Genomic DNA, 14,449 nt, shown 5'->3' with positions numbered 1-14,449 from the left:
CAAGGTCGGCTGTCCGGGCGGCCGTGGTTTCCTACCGTTCGCGGTATGAAACCACGGCTGCTCTGGTGGCTGGGCACAACGCTGCTCCTGCTCTCCGTCCACACCGATTGGAACGTCCCGCTCGCGGCTTGGGTGTTCCCGGTCTTCCTGCTCCGCTACGCCCGCCAGGTCCCCGTCCGGCGCGCGATCCTGTTCGTGGGCCTGTCCCTGCTGATCGGGCAACTGTTCTGGCTCGGCGCCACCGGCCTGGCGTTCGTCCTGTCCGCCTTGCTCGCCTTCACCCTGCTCGCGGTGCTGCAGACGACGGCGTTCCTCGCCGACCGCCTGATCGCCGACCGTGCCGGGCCGCTGAAGACCTTGGTGTTCCCGGCGACCTTGGTGGCGGCCGAATATCTCTTCACCCTCGTCACCGGATTCGGGGACTTCGGCGCGCTCGGCAGCACCCAGTCCGGAAATCTGCCGCTGCTCCAGACGGCGTCCGTGACCGGCGTGTACGGCCTCACCTTCGTCCTCGCGTGGTTCGCCTCGGTGGTCAACACCGTGTGGGCGGAAGGGTGGCCGCGGGTCAAGCGCACGGCGCTCGTCCACGCCTGCGTGCTCGGCCTGGTGTTCCTCGCGGGCGGCGCGCGGTTGCTGTTCGACGCACCGACGACGCAGACCGTCCGGATCGCGGGGATCAGTCCCTCGACGGCCGCGGACACGGCGAGTACCGACGCACTGGAGCGGATCGGCGTGAAGTACTGGCGGGCACAGGAAGTCGTCGCGGCGGACCCGGTCGCGGTCGGCGCGGCCTTGGCGCCGGTCACCGAAGATCTCGTGACCAGGACGCGGCAGCAGGCGTCGGCGGGGGCGAAGATCGTCATCTGGCCGGAAACGCACGCCAGTGTCCTGGAGCGTGACCAGGCGGAGCTGCTGAAACGGGTCGGCGCCGAAGCGAAACAAGCGGGTATCCACGTCGGGCTCGCCTACGCGCTCTACACCGCCCAAGCTCCGTACATCCGGAATCTGGCCGTGCTCGTCGGGCCGACGGGCGAAGTGCTGTGGACCTACGACAAGACGCATCCGACGCCGATGGAACCGATGAAGCCCGGCCCGGGAGTCGTGCCCACCGCGGATTCGCCGTACGGACGGCTCGCGACGGTCATCTGTTACGACGCCGACTACCCCGGCCTGATGCGCCAGGCCGCGGACAAGGAGACCTCGCTGATGCTCGTGCCCGCGAACGACTGGCAGGGATTCGGCTCACTGCACTCGGAGAAAGCGGTCTTCCGCGCGGTGGAAAACGGTTACTCGCTCTTCCGGCACTCCACCCACGGTATTTCCACAGCTGTGGACAATCAGGGCCGGGTACTCGGGAAAGCCGACTATTTCCGCACCGACCAGCAGACACTCGTCGCGGATCTGCCGGTACAGCCGAGAACACAGACCGTGTACGCCCGTGTCGGCGACGTGTTCGCCTGGCTGTGTCTCGCCGTCGCCGCGCTCTGTCCTTTATGGACACTCCAGCGGAAACGCACAGGGAAACGTTAGCGCCCTGTTACGGACGAGGTGGTGTTCGTAACGTCTTGGCCGAAAAGAACAGTGTTCAACGGTTAAGCTCCCCCGCATGCCGAAATTGCTGGTGGTGGAAGACGACGACGCGATCGGCGGCGTCCTCGAATCGACCCTTCGCCTGCACGGCTACGAGGTTTCCTGGCAGCGGGACGGCCGCACCGCGCTCGCGGCCGCGGCGGCCGACGACATCGACTTCGTCCTGCTCGATCTCGGCCTGCCGGATCTGGACGGGGTCGAGGTCTGCCGTCGGCTGCGCGCGGCGCTCCCCGGCGCCGTGCTGGTCATCCTGACCGCCCGGCAGGAGGAGATGGACGTCGTCGTCGGCCTTGAGGCCGGCGCCGACGACTACCTCACCAAACCCATCCGCCTCGGCGAACTGCTCGCCAGGGTGCGGGCGCACCTGCGGCGCGGGACGGCCCCGCCGGAGAGCAGGCCCGCGATCGCCGTTGGGCATCTGCGGGTGGACACCGCCGGGCGGCGGGTCAGCGTCGGCGGACGGGAGATCCCGTTGCGCGCCAAGGAGTTCGATCTGCTCGCCCGGCTGGCCGAACAGCCGGGCGTGGCGGTCAGCCGGGACACCCTGATGTCGGAGGTGTGGGACGCGCACTGGTACGGCTCCACGAAGACCCTCGACGTCCACATCGCCGCGCTGCGACGGAAACTGGCCGAGTCGGCGCCCACCCCCGAGCAGGCGCCGAGGATTTCGACCCTGCGCGGCCACGGCTACCGCCTCGAACAGCCCTTCGAGGGCTAGTAGTCGCGAAGATCGGACACTTCGTCGCGGGCGGCGAGCTGCGCGATCCGCGCGGACGCCACGACGCACGAAACGATCACGACCGCGCCCAGCATCCCGAAGTACCCGTGGGGGAAAGCCACCCATTCCACCGGGGTGAGCAGGACGAACAACACGCCGAGCAGATGCCCGGCGATCAGTCCCCCGCCGCCGACGATCAGCGCGTCGCCCGCGATGAAGGTCGCCACCTGACGGCGTTTCCCGCCGAGGGTGCTGACGATCAGCAGGTCGCGGCGGCGTTCGTTGAGCGCCAGCCCGAACGACGGTCCCGCCGCGGCCGCGGCGAGCAGGAGTGACGCCACCCGGTCCACCGTCGCCGCGGTGCAGCCGTCCCTGGTGAGGGCGGACGAGATCGCGAACGCCACCGCCAGCGCGACCAGCGCCACCGACCGCGCCAGCAACGCGCTCCGCCACGAAATGGACAGCGCGAGCACTCCCGCGAGCCCGGAGACGAGCGGCCTGAGCGCCCCGCCGATCGCCCGTTTTCCTTTGCGCAGCCCCAGCTCCACCAGGCGCCACAGCAACATCGTGCCGCCCGCCCAGCCGAGCAGCGGCCAGAAGAACGCGAGCGCGAGCAGGACGAAGTCGAGGCCGTAGGCCGTCCACCAGGGCGGCCCGTCGTCGGCCGGGACGAAATACCACTCGCGCAGCACCGGCGGCAGGACGGCGAGGGCCGCGACGACCAGGCCGCCGAGCAGCAAGAGAACGATTTCCCGGACAAGGGACAACCCCGATCCGGGCAGGAAACCGGCGGCCAGCGACAGCGCGACACCCGCCACGCCACCGGCCAGCCCGGCGGCCGCGGCTTCGGCCGAAGCCAGCCCGAGCACCTGCCCGCCGGTCGCGCCGCGGGCCCGCAGCAGGTCCTGGTCTCCCCGCAGTGAACGCTCCGACGGGGCGGCCAGCAGCACCACGAGCACCGTCGCGGGTACCCACGGCGGCGCCGGTGCCCCGGTCCAGCCGTGCACCGCGAGCAGCGTGGTCACGATCGCGACCCCGGCGGCGGGCACGCCCAGCCTGGCGGGGCGCACGCGCGCGATCCCGCCGACCCACAACGCCATCGCCGCGATCACCGGTCCCGCACCAGCTTCCCGTCGACCATCGACCAGTGCTCCCCGAACAGGTCCGTCGGCGCCTGTTCGGCCGTGGCCACCAGCAACCCGGCGGCCAGCCGGTCCGCCGCGTGCACGAGCCTGCCGAAGAGCCGTTCCCCCTCGCGCCGGTCGAGCCAGCCGGCCGGGTCGTCGGCGAGGATCAGTTTCGGCGCGGGCGCGAGCGCCCTGGCCAGGATCGCCAGCCGGATCTGCTCACCGCTCAGGTCACGGGGTGCCTTCTTGGCGAAGCCGGTGAGACCCACCAGGTCCAGCGCGCCGTCGACGGCGTCGCGGACCGCGGTGCCGGTCCGGCCCGCGAGGACCAGCGGCAGGGCGACGTTGAGCCGGACGTCGAGATCGCGCAGCAGCCCGCCGTCCTGCAGGACCAGCCCGATCAGGTCGGGCCCCGGCGGGGACGGCTCGAACGCGGGCCAGTCGATGGTGCCCGCCGTCGGTTTCTTCATCCCGGCGAGCAGGTGCAGCAGCGTGGTCTTCCCGGCACCGGCCCGGCCGGTCACCACCGCGCGGGTGTCCGTGCCGATCACGCAGCTGACGCCGTGCACGGCCACCACCGCGGTCAGCCCGGAGCCATAGGTGTGCGCCAGCTCTTCGGTGCGGACCAGAGGTGCCGTCACGCCACTCTCACGATCCGGTGCGCGGCCGCGGCGATCCCGTGGTCGCGGGTCGCCACGACGACGGCCGTCCCGCGGGTCGCGACGGCGCACAGCAGGTCCATCAGTTCGAGTGCGGCGAGCCCGTCGAGTTCGCCCGCCGGTTCGTCGGCGAGCAGTACCTCGGGCGCCCCGGCCAGCGCGACGGCGACGCCGGCCCGCGCGCCTTCCAGCGCCGACAGCGTGCCGGGATAGGCGTCACCGCGGCCGGCCAGCCCGGCCAGTTCGAGCAGGTCACCGGCGTTTTCGGGGGCGCGACGGGCGGCGAGCCTTCCCGCCAGCAAGACGTTCTGCTCGACGGTGAGATGGCCGAAGAGGTTCCCGCGCCTGAGCAGGACGCCGACGCCGGGACCGCCACCGGGGGTTTCCCCACCTCCGGCGGGCAGCACGGCCACACACTCGCCCGGGACGGCGAACCGGACGAGGGGGACGGATCCGGGCCCCGGGCCTGCCATGACGGCGGCACGTCGGCGCATGGCCCCAAGGTAAGGCGAACGGGGTCAACATCGCCTTGATCTCAGGTCAACGGACGGCAAAATATCGCTTCGGGTGGGTGATCCTCGTCCTCGTCGGCCACACTCTGTCCGTGCGCCGCCGGATCGTCACCCTCACCGTGCTGGCCGCGGTGCTGGCGATCACCCTCTTCGGGGTGCCGCTGGCCATCGCGGTCGGCAGGTTCCACGAGGGGATGTCCACCCACGACCTCGAACGCGCCGCCGACACCGTCGCCCTCGCGGTGACCGGCGAACTGGCCAACGGCCGGACCCCGGAACTCAGACCGGTCGAAGCCGACGAGGGCGAAGATCGGATCCACGGCATCCGGGTCGCGGTCTACACGCCGACCGGCAGGCTCCTGACCGGCGACGGCCCGGCGACCGAAGACCGGTTCGTCCGCGAGGCGCACGACACCGACATGGCGACCGGGAGGCTCGGCGACGAAGTGGTCCTCGCCGTCCCGGTGCTCAGCGGGGCGGCGCTGGTCGGGGTGGTCCGTGCCGCCCATCCCCGGTCCGAGCTGGACACCCGGATCCGGCTGACCTGGCTGAAGATGGCCGGGCTCGCCCTCATCGCGATCGGGGCCAGCTGGCTGATCGGACGCCGGATCGCCACCCGGCTGACCCGGCCGCTGGAGGAACTGGCCGTCACCGCCGAACGCCTCGGCGAAGGCGACTTCACCGTGCGCACGCGCCGGACCGGAGTCCGCGAGATCGACCAAGTCGCCGAAGCGCTCGACGTCACCTCAGAGCGGATCGGCGAGACGCTGGAACGGGAGCGCACCTTCTCCTCCGACGCCTCCCACCAGCTGCGGACGCCGTTGACCGGGCTGCGCCTGCAGCTTGAAGCGGCGCTGGAGAGCCCCGATCGCGACCCCTACGCCACGATCCGCGACGGCATCACCTCGGCCGACCGGCTGGAACGGACCATCGACGATCTGCTGGCGCTGGCCAAGCAGACCAGGGCGCCGCGTGCGCTGCTCGACCTGGGCAAACTCTTCGAGGAGGTCCGCCAGACCTGGCACGGCCTGCTCGCCGGGCGCGGTCGCGCGCTGCGGATCAGCGGACGGGAAGCCCTGCCGGCGCGGGCGGCGGACGCGGCCGTGCGGCAGGTGCTCGCCGTCCTGCTGGACAACGCGGCGACGCACGGACGGGGCACGGTCACCGTCGTCGCTCGTGACGCCGGTGAGGCGCTGGCCATCGACGTGAGCGACGAGGGGGCCATCCCGGACGGGACCGATCCGTTCGTGACCGAAGAGCGGACCGAGGAGCGGGAAGGCCACGGGATCGGCCTGCGGCTGGCGCGGAGCCTGTCCGAGGCGGAGGGCGGGCGACTGCGGCTGACGAGCCCGTCGCCGACGACGTTCACGCTGCTCTTGCCCGCCGAAAGGCCTTCACCGCATCAAGAAGGCCCGGGCCTGGCGAGCTAGGGGGGGTTACTCGCCAGGCCGGGCCGGTAGGAGGCAAACGCGCCCCGACAGCGCGCACGGCATGCCACCTGAGAGAAGACGGTAAAGACCAGCGGGCCAACAGACGGTACACGCCGGATTAACTTACACTTTGCTTTCACATGTCACAGAAATCCCGCGACCGTCCGGCCGGGCTGAATCGATCGTGGGAAGATTGCCCTATGACCACGGAGCCGGCGCCGAGATGGCGGAGACTGGAACCGGACGAGCGCAAGGAGCAGATCTTCGTCTGCGCCGCCAGGCTTTTCGGGGACCGTCCCTACTCCGAAGTGTCCACATCGGACATCGCGGCGGAGGCCGGGGTGGCCAGGGGTCTGATCAACCACTACTTCGGTACCAAACGTGAGCTCTACCTGGAGATCATCCGGCGGGCGCTGACCGTGCCGCGCCTCGCCGTCGAGATCCTGCCGGAGGGCCCGCTCGAACTGCGCGCCGACGTCGCCATCGACTGGTTCCTGGACATGGTCACCAGCCAGGAGAAGATGTGGCTGGCCGCGATCGCGCCGGAGGGCATCGGCCGGGACCTCGAAGTCGAACGGATTCTCGAAGAGGCCGATCGCGAATCGGCCGACCGGGTGCTCGAAGCCGTCGGCCTCTCCCGCGAAAGCGAGCACGGGCAAGAGCTGAACGCGCTGGTCCGCGCGTTCGGCGGAATGGTCAAGGCGGCGGGCCGCGAATGGCTCGTCCGGGGTTCGCTCGACCGCTCGCAGGTGCACACGCTGCTCAGCAAATCGCTGGTCACGCTGGTCGGTGAGGTGTTCCCCGAGATCCAGCGCGCCGCCCCGCGCCAGTGACATGAGAAGCCCCCGGCACCTCGAGGGGGAGGTGGGTGCCAGGGGCTTCGGGACCGGTGACGAAGCACCGGTATCCCTCCACACTACGCCGATTCACTGTCACGGCTCTGTCAAACTTTCGAATGCGTTCAACTGGGTGAGCCGGTGCTCCAGCCCGTCGAGGCAGCGCTCGACCGCGTAAGCGTAGAGACGCTCGTAGTAGCCGGCCGCGAGATCGGGATCGGCGACCAGCGCCGCGATCGACTCGCCCAGCGCCGCCATCCCCGGCAGGTCTTCGCGGGTGCGATACGCCGCGTAGCCCTCGGACCGGTCCATCTGGAGCGCCATCGCGCTCTCGCGGTCGTCCTCCATCGCGACGAACTGACAGGCGGTGGCGAGCAGCAGGTTGTAGGCGAACGGCGCCTCGGTGCCGAATCCGGCCGCGAGCAGGCGGCCGATGCCGGTGTTCATGGTCGGCACGGCGGCGGCGACCGACGGGCCGAACAGGGCCAGCCGTCGCGCCGAACCCGGATAGCGGCGCAGCACGGTCCGCACGGTGGGCAGGAACCCGTCGAACCAGGCCCGCCACGGCAGGGTCTCGTCGGGCAGGGTCAGTTCGCCGACCACCCGGTCCAGCACCGCGACGACGACGGTGTCCCGGTCGCCCACGTGGTGGTAGACCACCGCGGGGTAGGCGTCGACGGCGGCCGCGAGCTGCCGCAACGTCCAGTTTTCCAGCCCGGTCTCGGCCGACAGCTCCAGCGCGGCGTCGATGATCCGGTCCTTGGTGACCGCCGGCCGTCCGGAAGCCGCACGGGATCGGGGTCGCGAACCCGCGTCTTCGGAGTAAGTCGGCATGCGGGCTACCGTAACCGCATTCGACTGGTCGTACGGCGGGGGCTTCCGGCAGGATCGTGCCATGCCCCGCGCGCGTGTGAACGGCCTCGAGCTCGAGTACGACACCTTCGGCTCCCCCGCCGATCCGCCGCTCGTCCTGGTGATGGGGCTCGGCGCACAGATGGTCACCTGGGAGACCGGCTTCTGCGAACTGCTCGCCGAGGGCGGCTTCCACGTCGTCCGGTTCGACAACCGCGACATCGGCCTCTCGTCCTATCTGGACGGCCTTCCCGTGCCGGACCTCGCCGCGCTGGCCTCGGGCGACCTGACGACGGCGCCGTACCTGCTCTCGGATCTCGCCTCCGACGTCACCGGGCTGTTCGACGCGCTCGGCTTCGAGCGCGCGCACGTCGTCGGCGCGTCGATGGGCGGGATGATCGTGCAGCAGCTCGCGATCGACTCGCCGGAACGGCTGCTCAGCCTGACGTCGATCATGTCGACCACCGGCGACCCCTCGGTCGGGCATCCGGAGCCGGAGGCGCTGGCCGGACTGACCCGGCCGCCCGCCGCCACCCGTGAGCAGGCCATCGAAGACGGCGTCACGTGGTTCAAGCTCGTGGGCTCGCCCGGGCACCCTTCCGACGACGAGTACCTGCGGATGAAGGCCACCCGCAACTACGACCGGGCGAATCACCCGGCCGGCGCGTTGCGGCAGGCCGCCGCCGTCGTCGCTTCGGGCGACCGGACGGCGAGGCTGCGCGAGGTCCACGTCCCGACGCTCGTCATCCACGGCGAGAGCGACCCGCTGATCAACGTCAGCGGCGGCAAGGCGACCGCGGAAGCGATCCCGGACGCCGAGCTGGTGGTGTTCCCCGGGATGGGACACGAACTGCCGCGGCAGCTGTGGCCCGCGATCGCCGAAACGATCACCTCGCACGCGCGCAAGGCCTGAGGGGATCAGGATTTCGTCAAGAATCCCGGCGAACGCGTAGGGAAAACGTTCACGCTGCCCGCACACCCGGTCACGCGGAGTTGACTGGGCGGATGAGGAACCCCGAGTGCTTCGGTTTCCCGTTCGGTTGTGTCGCCGTCGTCGCCGCGGCCTCGGTGGCCGGGCTCTTCGGCTCGGCGGACCATCACGGCTTGTCCTTGGCGGCACTGGGTTTCGTCGTGCTGATCGCCGGAGCGGTGACGAGCACGGCCGCCGCGGCCGGGACGGCGGTGATCGCCTGGAGTGTCCATTCGGGATTCACCGTCGGCTCGCTCGGCGCACTCCAGTTCACCCTCGAAACCGGCGTCGCCGCCGCGGTCTTCCTCGGGGCGACGCTCACCGGAGCGGCGTATCGCGGCCGGTGGGTTCAGCGGGCGACGACCATCGCGACCACGGTCGTGAAGGATCCCCCGACGTTCAAGGTCAGCACGTTCCGCACCCCCTCGATCTGAAGCGGCCCGGCGGTTCCCGCGACCTGGCGCGCGGCGTCGTGCACCATCCGCACCCCGGTCGCGCCGACCGGATGACCGAGGCCGAGCAGCCCGCCGCCGGGGTTCACCGGGAGAACGCCGTCCCGCGCGATCCCGCCGGATTCGACGAGCCGTCCGGCCGCTCCCGGCGGGGCCGCGCCGAGATGTTCCAGCGCCACCAGCGCGGTGATGGTGAAACAGTCGTGCAGTTCGACGACGTCCATCTCCTCGGCGCCGGAGACCTTCGCGCGCCGGTACGCGTCGAGCACCGCACCCCGCAGATGCGGGAACAGGTACTCCTGTCCTTCGGCGCGATCCAGCTTGCCCCGCAACGACAAATGCGCCGTCCGGTGACCGAATCCGGCCAGTCGCGGGACTTCGGCGAGATCGCGGCCCACGCGTTTCGCCCACTCGGCGGCGAATTCCGGTGAGGCGAGGACGATCGCGGCGGCTCCGTCGGAGATGCGGCCGCAGTCGTTCTTGCGCAGCGCGCCCGCCACGACGGGGTTCAGCCGGTCGTCCTGGCCGAACGAGCCGTCGGGGAAACTCCAGTCGCGCGCCTGCGCCATCGGGTTGAGCGCGGCGTTCGCGAAAGCGTTGCGGGCGAACAGGCCGAGGTGCCCGGGATCGAGCCCGTACCGCCAGTCGTAGGCATCGGCGACGTCGGCGAACAAGGCGGGCCAAGGGAAATCGGCCGAGCGCGCCTCGGCGCCGACCCAGGCCGCGGAACCGAGGTGGCCCGCCGCGGACCGCGCGTCGGTGTTGCGCATGAGCTCCAGCCCGGTCACCAGCGCGACGTCGTACCGCCCGGACTCGATGTCGGCACTCGCGGCGAGCACCGCCGTCCCGCCCGAAGCGCAGGCGGCCTCGTGCCGGGTGCTCGGGATGCCGTCCAGATCCGGGACGGCCGCCACCAGCAGCCCGCCGAGCTGGGCCTGACCGGTGAACAACTCGGCCGCCAGGTTGCCGACGTGGGCGACACCGATGTCGTTCGGCTCGACCTGCGCGTCCACCAGCGCGTCCGGCACCACTTCGGCGAACATCTCGAACAGCCCGCCGCCCTCTTTCGCGAAGTTCCGCGCGAAATCGGTCTGTGCCCCGCCCAGTACGAAGACCGTCATCGGCCGTTCCACTCTCCAGGTCCAGGGCCGGTGCCGTGCCCGAGTCGCCCCACCCCCTGGAAGGGGCGACTCGGACGGCGGCTACTCCGGCCCTCGCGCACCTGCCCACACCGCTGGCGGTGGGCCGGCACGAAAGGGGATCACTCACTTACGGGAAGGTTCCAGCTGGTCCGCCCGGACCCAGGTCGCGTGAAAACCGAGCGGGACACGCTGGGGCAACAGGACCCTGGCCACGGGTCCGGCAGTGAGATCGGCGGCGTCGAAGATGTCCAGCTCCGAGCGCCCCTCACGCTCGTCCTGGACAAAGGTCACCAGATAGCCGTCATCGGAATCGGCGGCCGCGCCGTCGCGAGGTGCGAACGGCGCCTCACTACCCCACCGGCCCGGACCGAAACGGTATTCGGTCTTGGCGCCGGCACGATTGTCGTAACACACCAGGCCGTCGAACTTGAGCGTCGAATCCGGCGAGATGTGCACCGCGTAGGAGAAGCGGTTCCGGCCGCCGACCACCCTCGAGTCGACGGACGGAAATTCGGTGTTGTCGTCGTCGAGCTGGGCCTCCAGGCACTGTCCGGTCCGCAGGTTGAACCGGTAGCGGTGCAGCGAGGCGTCCAGCCGCAGGTACGACAGCATTTTGGCGAGCGGGGTGTGCGCGTCGGCGCGCGGTTGCGGGCGCTGGACGCGGCAGACGTCGAGGACGATTTCCTCGCCCTGCTCCCAGGAGTTGACGACGTGGTAGATGTAGCACGGGCTGGCCTCGAACCAGCGGATCTGGCTACCGTTACCGTAGCGAGGCAGCACCCCGAACCGGCTCGGCAGCGACCGGTCGAACAGCAGCTTGTGGCGCCCGTTGCGCGCCGCCTCCATGTCCTGGATCAGCGGCAGGTCCATCAAGACGGCGTAGTTCTCGGTGATCGCCATGTCGTGCGGCAGGCGCGGGCCGGGGAGTTCGATCTCGGTCGTGCTCACGACCTTGCCGTCCGCGCTGATCACGCCGTAGCGCAGGTACGGCGGCCGGGGACCGTAGTCGAACCAGAACATCTCGCCGGTGCGCTCGTCGACCTTCGGATGGGCCATCATGTCGCCGACCAGCGTGCCGAGGAAGTCTTCGGCGCCCAGCGTCTCCAGCGAGAGCGGGTCCACCGCGTACGGCGTGCCGCACATGTACCAGGTGGAGAGCACCTGGCCGCGATGGAAGATCAGGTCGGTGTTGGCGCTGTCCTTGACGTTCAGGCCGTGCGTGTTGCCGAACGGGTTGTCCTTGGGCGACTCCATGACGCCCTTCCAGAGCGCCTTGCCCGCTTCGGATTCGGCCTCGAACGCCTTGGTGCGGACCCAGCGGTTGCGGTAGCGGGCCTTGCCGTTCTCCAGGTGGACGGCGTGGATCATGCCGTCGCCGTCGAACCAGTGGTAGCGGCCCTCCGGCTCGAACCGGGGGTTGGGCCCGTTGCGCAGGTACACCCCGTTGAGATCCGCGGGGATCTTGCCGATGACCTCGAGATCGCTCGCGTCGAGTTCCTCGCCGACCGGGGCGTAGACGCCCATCAGATACGGGTTGACCTCGGGTTCCCCGGTGGCGGCTGCCACCAGGATCGGCTGCTCGGAGGTGCTGGTCATCGGTTCTCCCCGGTTGGTTCGCGTTGACCGACTGGCTGAGACACTATGATTTCTGTAGTCAGCTGTCAATAGGCTTCGTTTGATGTAGTCAGTAGTACGCTGAGAGCGACACACCATCCGAAGGGAACTACGTGACAGAGGCGACGGCGCACCGCGTCAGGCCGGCGGGCGATCCGCTGCGCCGGGCTCTCGAACTGCTCGGCGATCAGTGGACCCTGCTGATCCTGCAGAGCCTCTTCCTGCGCTTCCGCCGTTACGAGGAACTCCGGCTCCGGCTCGGCATCTCCCCCACCGCGTTGTCCGGGCGGCTGCGCGAAATGGTCGACGCGGGCATGCTCGTCCGCACGCCGTACCGGGACGCGCGGCGCACCCGGCACGAGTACCGGCTCACCGAACGCGGCCTCGAACTGTGGCCGCTGCTGATCTCGATCTGGGCCTGGGAAAGGGAATGGGTCGAGGGACGGCGTGCCGTCCTGCCGACGCTGATCCACCTCGACTGCGAACTGGCGACGTCGGCGCCGCTCGGCTGTGCCGCCTGCGAACGCCGGGTCGACGCCCGCGACATCCGCGCGCGCCGCCTCGACGACACCGGCGTCGTCGAAGCGACGGCGGGGAAACGCTTCCGCCGCAAGGACGCCGAGGCCCTGGCCGCCGATCCGCTGATGTTCTTCCCGGACACGATGGAACTCCTCGGCGACCGATGGTCGACCGGGCTCGTGGTGAGCGCGCTGCTCGGGGCACGGCACTTCTCGGAGTTCGAACGCGAACTCGGCATCGGGCCCAGCGTGCTTTCGGGCAGGCTGTCGAAACTCGTGGAGGTCGGCGTCCTGCGGACCGGGATCGCGAAGACCCGCACCGACGCGCACGACTACCGGCTGACCGCGAAAGGCCTCGCGTTCTTCCCCGCGCTGGCCTTCATCGCCGAGTGGTCGCGCGGCTTCGAAGTGCCGGGACAGGAACCCGACATCACGCTGGAGCACGTGGACTGCGGCAACCGGTTGAAGCCGATCCTGCTGTGCGACCACTGCTGGCGGCCGCTGCTGCGGAACCGGATCCAGTTCGGCGGCCCGGTCCAGCTGCCCGCCCCGCCGAGGTGACGTAAATCGACTCGCCATCCGGGGTGGTTCCTGACAGGCTGGGCACTTGTCACATGTCGTCACCTCGGAGGTAGCAATGACTGAACCCGCGCCGTCCCCAGCGGATGGAGAAGAGGACGACACCAAGCGCAAGTTCCGTGAGGCGCTGGAGCGCAAGCAGGCTCAGGCCCGCTCCGGCTCGGCCCACGAGAACGCGGGCGGCAAGAACCTGCACGCGCACGGGCCCGCCGCGAACAAGCGCACGTTCCGTCGCAAGAGCGGCTGAGTCCCAGCCCCCACGTGACATGAAAGGCCCGTTACTTGCAAATTTTGCAAGTAACGGGCCTTTCATAGCGTTACGGGACGCGAGACCTACACGGTCAGGATCGACCGCAGTCCGCCGACCTCGGTCATCCGGCGCTCGGCCAGCCGGTCGGCCGCCGCCGCCGGGGGCACGCCGTCGGCCTTGGCCAGCGCGAACACCGCCTTGGTGGTGTCGAAGATGGCCGTCGTCTTGCGCTTCGCCCGCGCGAAGTCGAAGCCGTGCCGCTCGTCGTCGACCTGGATCACACCACCCGCGTTGACCAGGTAGTCCGGCGCGAAGAGAATGCCGCGGTCGTCGAGCAGCTTGTCGACGCCCGGGTGCGCGAGCTGGTTGTTGGCCGCGCCGCACACGATCTTGGTGCGGAGTTCGGCGACGGTCTCGTCGGTGAGCACACCGCCCAGCGCGCACGGCGCGAAGACGTCGAGCTCGGTGCGCATCAGCGTGTCGAGGTCCTCGACGACCTCGACACCCGGGTACGCCGCGCGGGTGCGCTCGATCGCCGCGGGCGAGACGTCCGTGATGACCACCTGCGCGCCCGCTTCGATCAGGTGCCCGACCAGGATGTGCCCGACCTTCCCGACCCCGGCGACGCCGACCTTGCGGCCCGCGAGGTCCGGGACGCCCCAGACGGCGTCCGCGGAGGCGCGCATGCCCTGGTAGGTGCCGAAGGCGGTGAGCACGGAGGAATCGCCGGCGCCGCCGTTCTCCGGCGAGCGGCCCGTGACGAACTCCGATTCGCGGGCGACGATGTCCATGTCCTGCACGTAGGTGCCCACGTCGCAGGCGGTGATGTAGCGGCCGCCCAGCGACTGGACGAACCGGCCGAAGGCGCGAAGCAGCGCTTCGGACTTGTGCTTGTGGGGGTCGCCGATGATGACGGCCTTGCCGCCACCGAGGTCGAGCCCGGCGAGCGCGTTCTTGTAGGCCATGCCCTTCGACAGCGCGAGGACGTCCGCGAGCGCGGCGTCCTCGGATGCGTAGGGGTAGAACCGGGTCCCGCCGAGCGACGGCCCCAGCGCCGTCGAGTAGATCCCGATGATGGCCTTCAGGCCGGTGGCCTGGTCTTGGCAGAAGACGACCTGTTCATGGCCGGTACCTTGGCCGAACACTTCGGTCACTGTGGTGACTCCTTGTCATGGAGTGCACGCGGCTTGTGGCTCACGT

At 70.1% G+C, this 14,449-nt stretch carries 15 protein-coding genes; 8 read left to right on the top strand and 7 right to left on the bottom strand.

The genetic code is table 11. The annotated features are described in order from the left end of the window. Positions 1-45: 45 nt before the first annotated feature. Positions 46-1,530, top strand: a complete 1,485-nt coding sequence (locus ACLJPX_RS30940) for an apolipoprotein N-acyltransferase (RefSeq protein ID WP_410604017.1) — start codon at positions 46-48, stop codon at positions 1,528-1,530. A gap of 76 nt (positions 1,531-1,606) precedes the next feature. Continuing rightward, positions 1,607-2,308 carry a response regulator transcription factor gene (locus tag ACLJPX_RS30935; protein ID WP_101605822.1) on the top strand — a complete coding sequence of 234 codons (702 nt, stop codon included), beginning with the start codon at positions 1,607-1,609 and terminating at the stop codon, positions 2,306-2,308. Here ACLJPX_RS30935 and ACLJPX_RS30930 read toward each other — a convergent pair. From ACLJPX_RS30930 to ACLJPX_RS30920, 3 genes are read right to left on the bottom strand one after another with little or no spacing between them, the layout of a single operon-like run. Continuing rightward, the gene (locus tag ACLJPX_RS30930; protein ID WP_101605821.1) at positions 2,305-3,420 is read right to left on the bottom strand and encodes an FtsX-like permease family protein; all 1,116 of its coding nucleotides are present in this window, start codon (positions 3,418-3,420) and stop codon (positions 2,305-2,307) included. The two genes, ACLJPX_RS30935 and ACLJPX_RS30930, sit on opposite strands and share 4 nt — an antisense overlap. Continuing rightward, positions 3,417-4,076 carry an ATP-binding cassette domain-containing protein gene (locus ACLJPX_RS30925; RefSeq protein ID WP_410604016.1) on the bottom strand — a complete coding sequence of 220 codons (660 nt, stop codon included), beginning with the start codon at positions 4,074-4,076 and terminating at the stop codon, positions 3,417-3,419. The genes ACLJPX_RS30930 and ACLJPX_RS30925 overlap by 4 nt, the downstream gene beginning before the upstream one ends. Beyond that, a complete protein-coding gene (locus ACLJPX_RS30920) occupies positions 4,073-4,588 on the bottom strand; it encodes a lipoprotein ABC transporter ATP-binding protein (protein ID WP_233224295.1) in 516 nt (171 codons plus the stop codon). Before ACLJPX_RS30920 ends, ACLJPX_RS30925 begins: the two co-directional genes overlap by 4 nt. Positions 4,589-4,665: 77 nt before the next feature. On the opposite strand from ACLJPX_RS30920, the gene ACLJPX_RS30915 reads away from it, so the two are divergent. Together ACLJPX_RS30915 and ACLJPX_RS30910 are read left to right on the top strand one after the other, a co-directional pair. After that, a complete protein-coding gene (locus ACLJPX_RS30915) occupies positions 4,666-6,036 on the top strand; it encodes a sensor histidine kinase (RefSeq protein ID WP_410604015.1) in 1,371 nt (456 codons plus the stop codon). A 200-nt stretch (positions 6,037-6,236) separates the two neighbouring features. Continuing rightward, positions 6,237-6,869 carry a TetR/AcrR family transcriptional regulator gene (locus ACLJPX_RS30910; RefSeq protein WP_101605817.1) on the top strand — a complete coding sequence of 211 codons (633 nt, stop codon included), beginning with the start codon at positions 6,237-6,239 and terminating at the stop codon, positions 6,867-6,869. A gap of 99 nt (positions 6,870-6,968) precedes the next feature. Here ACLJPX_RS30910 and ACLJPX_RS30905 read toward each other — a convergent pair whose 3' ends face one another. Continuing rightward, the gene (locus ACLJPX_RS30905; protein ID WP_410604014.1) at positions 6,969-7,706 is read right to left on the bottom strand and encodes a TetR/AcrR family transcriptional regulator; all 738 of its coding nucleotides are present in this window, start codon (positions 7,704-7,706) and stop codon (positions 6,969-6,971) included. 61 nt (positions 7,707-7,767) lie between these two features. Here ACLJPX_RS30905 and ACLJPX_RS30900 point away from each other — a divergent pair, with 61 nt between their 5' ends. Further along, positions 7,768-8,637 carry an alpha/beta fold hydrolase gene (locus ACLJPX_RS30900; RefSeq protein ID WP_410604013.1) on the top strand — a complete coding sequence of 290 codons (870 nt, stop codon included), beginning with the start codon at positions 7,768-7,770 and terminating at the stop codon, positions 8,635-8,637. Between the two features lie 92 nt (positions 8,638-8,729). Next, a complete protein-coding gene (locus tag ACLJPX_RS30895) occupies positions 8,730-9,128 on the top strand; it encodes a hypothetical protein (protein ID WP_410604012.1) in 399 nt (132 codons plus the stop codon). On the opposite strand, the gene ACLJPX_RS30890 is transcribed toward ACLJPX_RS30895, so the two are convergent. Beyond that, complete coding sequence (locus ACLJPX_RS30890) at positions 9,044-10,267, bottom strand: acetyl-CoA acetyltransferase (protein ID WP_410604011.1); 1,224 nt, start codon at positions 10,265-10,267, stop codon at positions 9,044-9,046. The genes ACLJPX_RS30895 and ACLJPX_RS30890 overlap by 85 nt on opposite strands. Positions 10,268-10,411: 144 nt before the next feature. After that, positions 10,412-11,884 (bottom strand): carotenoid oxygenase family protein, encoded by a 1,473-nt coding sequence (locus ACLJPX_RS30885; RefSeq protein ID WP_410604010.1) that lies wholly within the window; start codon positions 11,882-11,884, stop codon positions 10,412-10,414. Positions 11,885-12,015: 131 nt separating this feature from the next. On the opposite strand from ACLJPX_RS30885, the gene ACLJPX_RS30880 reads away from it, so the two are divergent. Both ACLJPX_RS30880 and ACLJPX_RS30875 read left to right on the top strand, forming a co-directional pair. Beyond that, positions 12,016-12,981 carry a winged helix-turn-helix transcriptional regulator gene (locus ACLJPX_RS30880; protein ID WP_410604009.1) on the top strand — a complete coding sequence of 322 codons (966 nt, stop codon included), beginning with the start codon at positions 12,016-12,018 and terminating at the stop codon, positions 12,979-12,981. A 76-nt stretch (positions 12,982-13,057) separates the two neighbouring features. Continuing rightward, positions 13,058-13,246: a DUF5302 domain-containing protein gene (locus ACLJPX_RS30875; protein WP_076164687.1), complete on the top strand. Its 189-nt coding sequence runs from the start codon at positions 13,058-13,060 to the stop codon at positions 13,244-13,246. Between the two features lie 86 nt (positions 13,247-13,332). Here ACLJPX_RS30875 and ACLJPX_RS30870 read toward each other — a convergent pair whose 3' ends face one another. Beyond that, a complete protein-coding gene (locus tag ACLJPX_RS30870) occupies positions 13,333-14,403 on the bottom strand; it encodes a Glu/Leu/Phe/Val family dehydrogenase (RefSeq protein ID WP_410604008.1) in 1,071 nt (356 codons plus the stop codon). Positions 14,404-14,449: the final 46 nt, after the last annotated feature.

The organism is Amycolatopsis sp. lyj-90, assembly GCF_046549035.1.
Classification (GTDB): Bacteria; Actinomycetota; Actinomycetes; order Mycobacteriales; family Pseudonocardiaceae; genus Amycolatopsis.
This window is presented reverse-complemented; position numbering and strand designations above follow the sequence as displayed.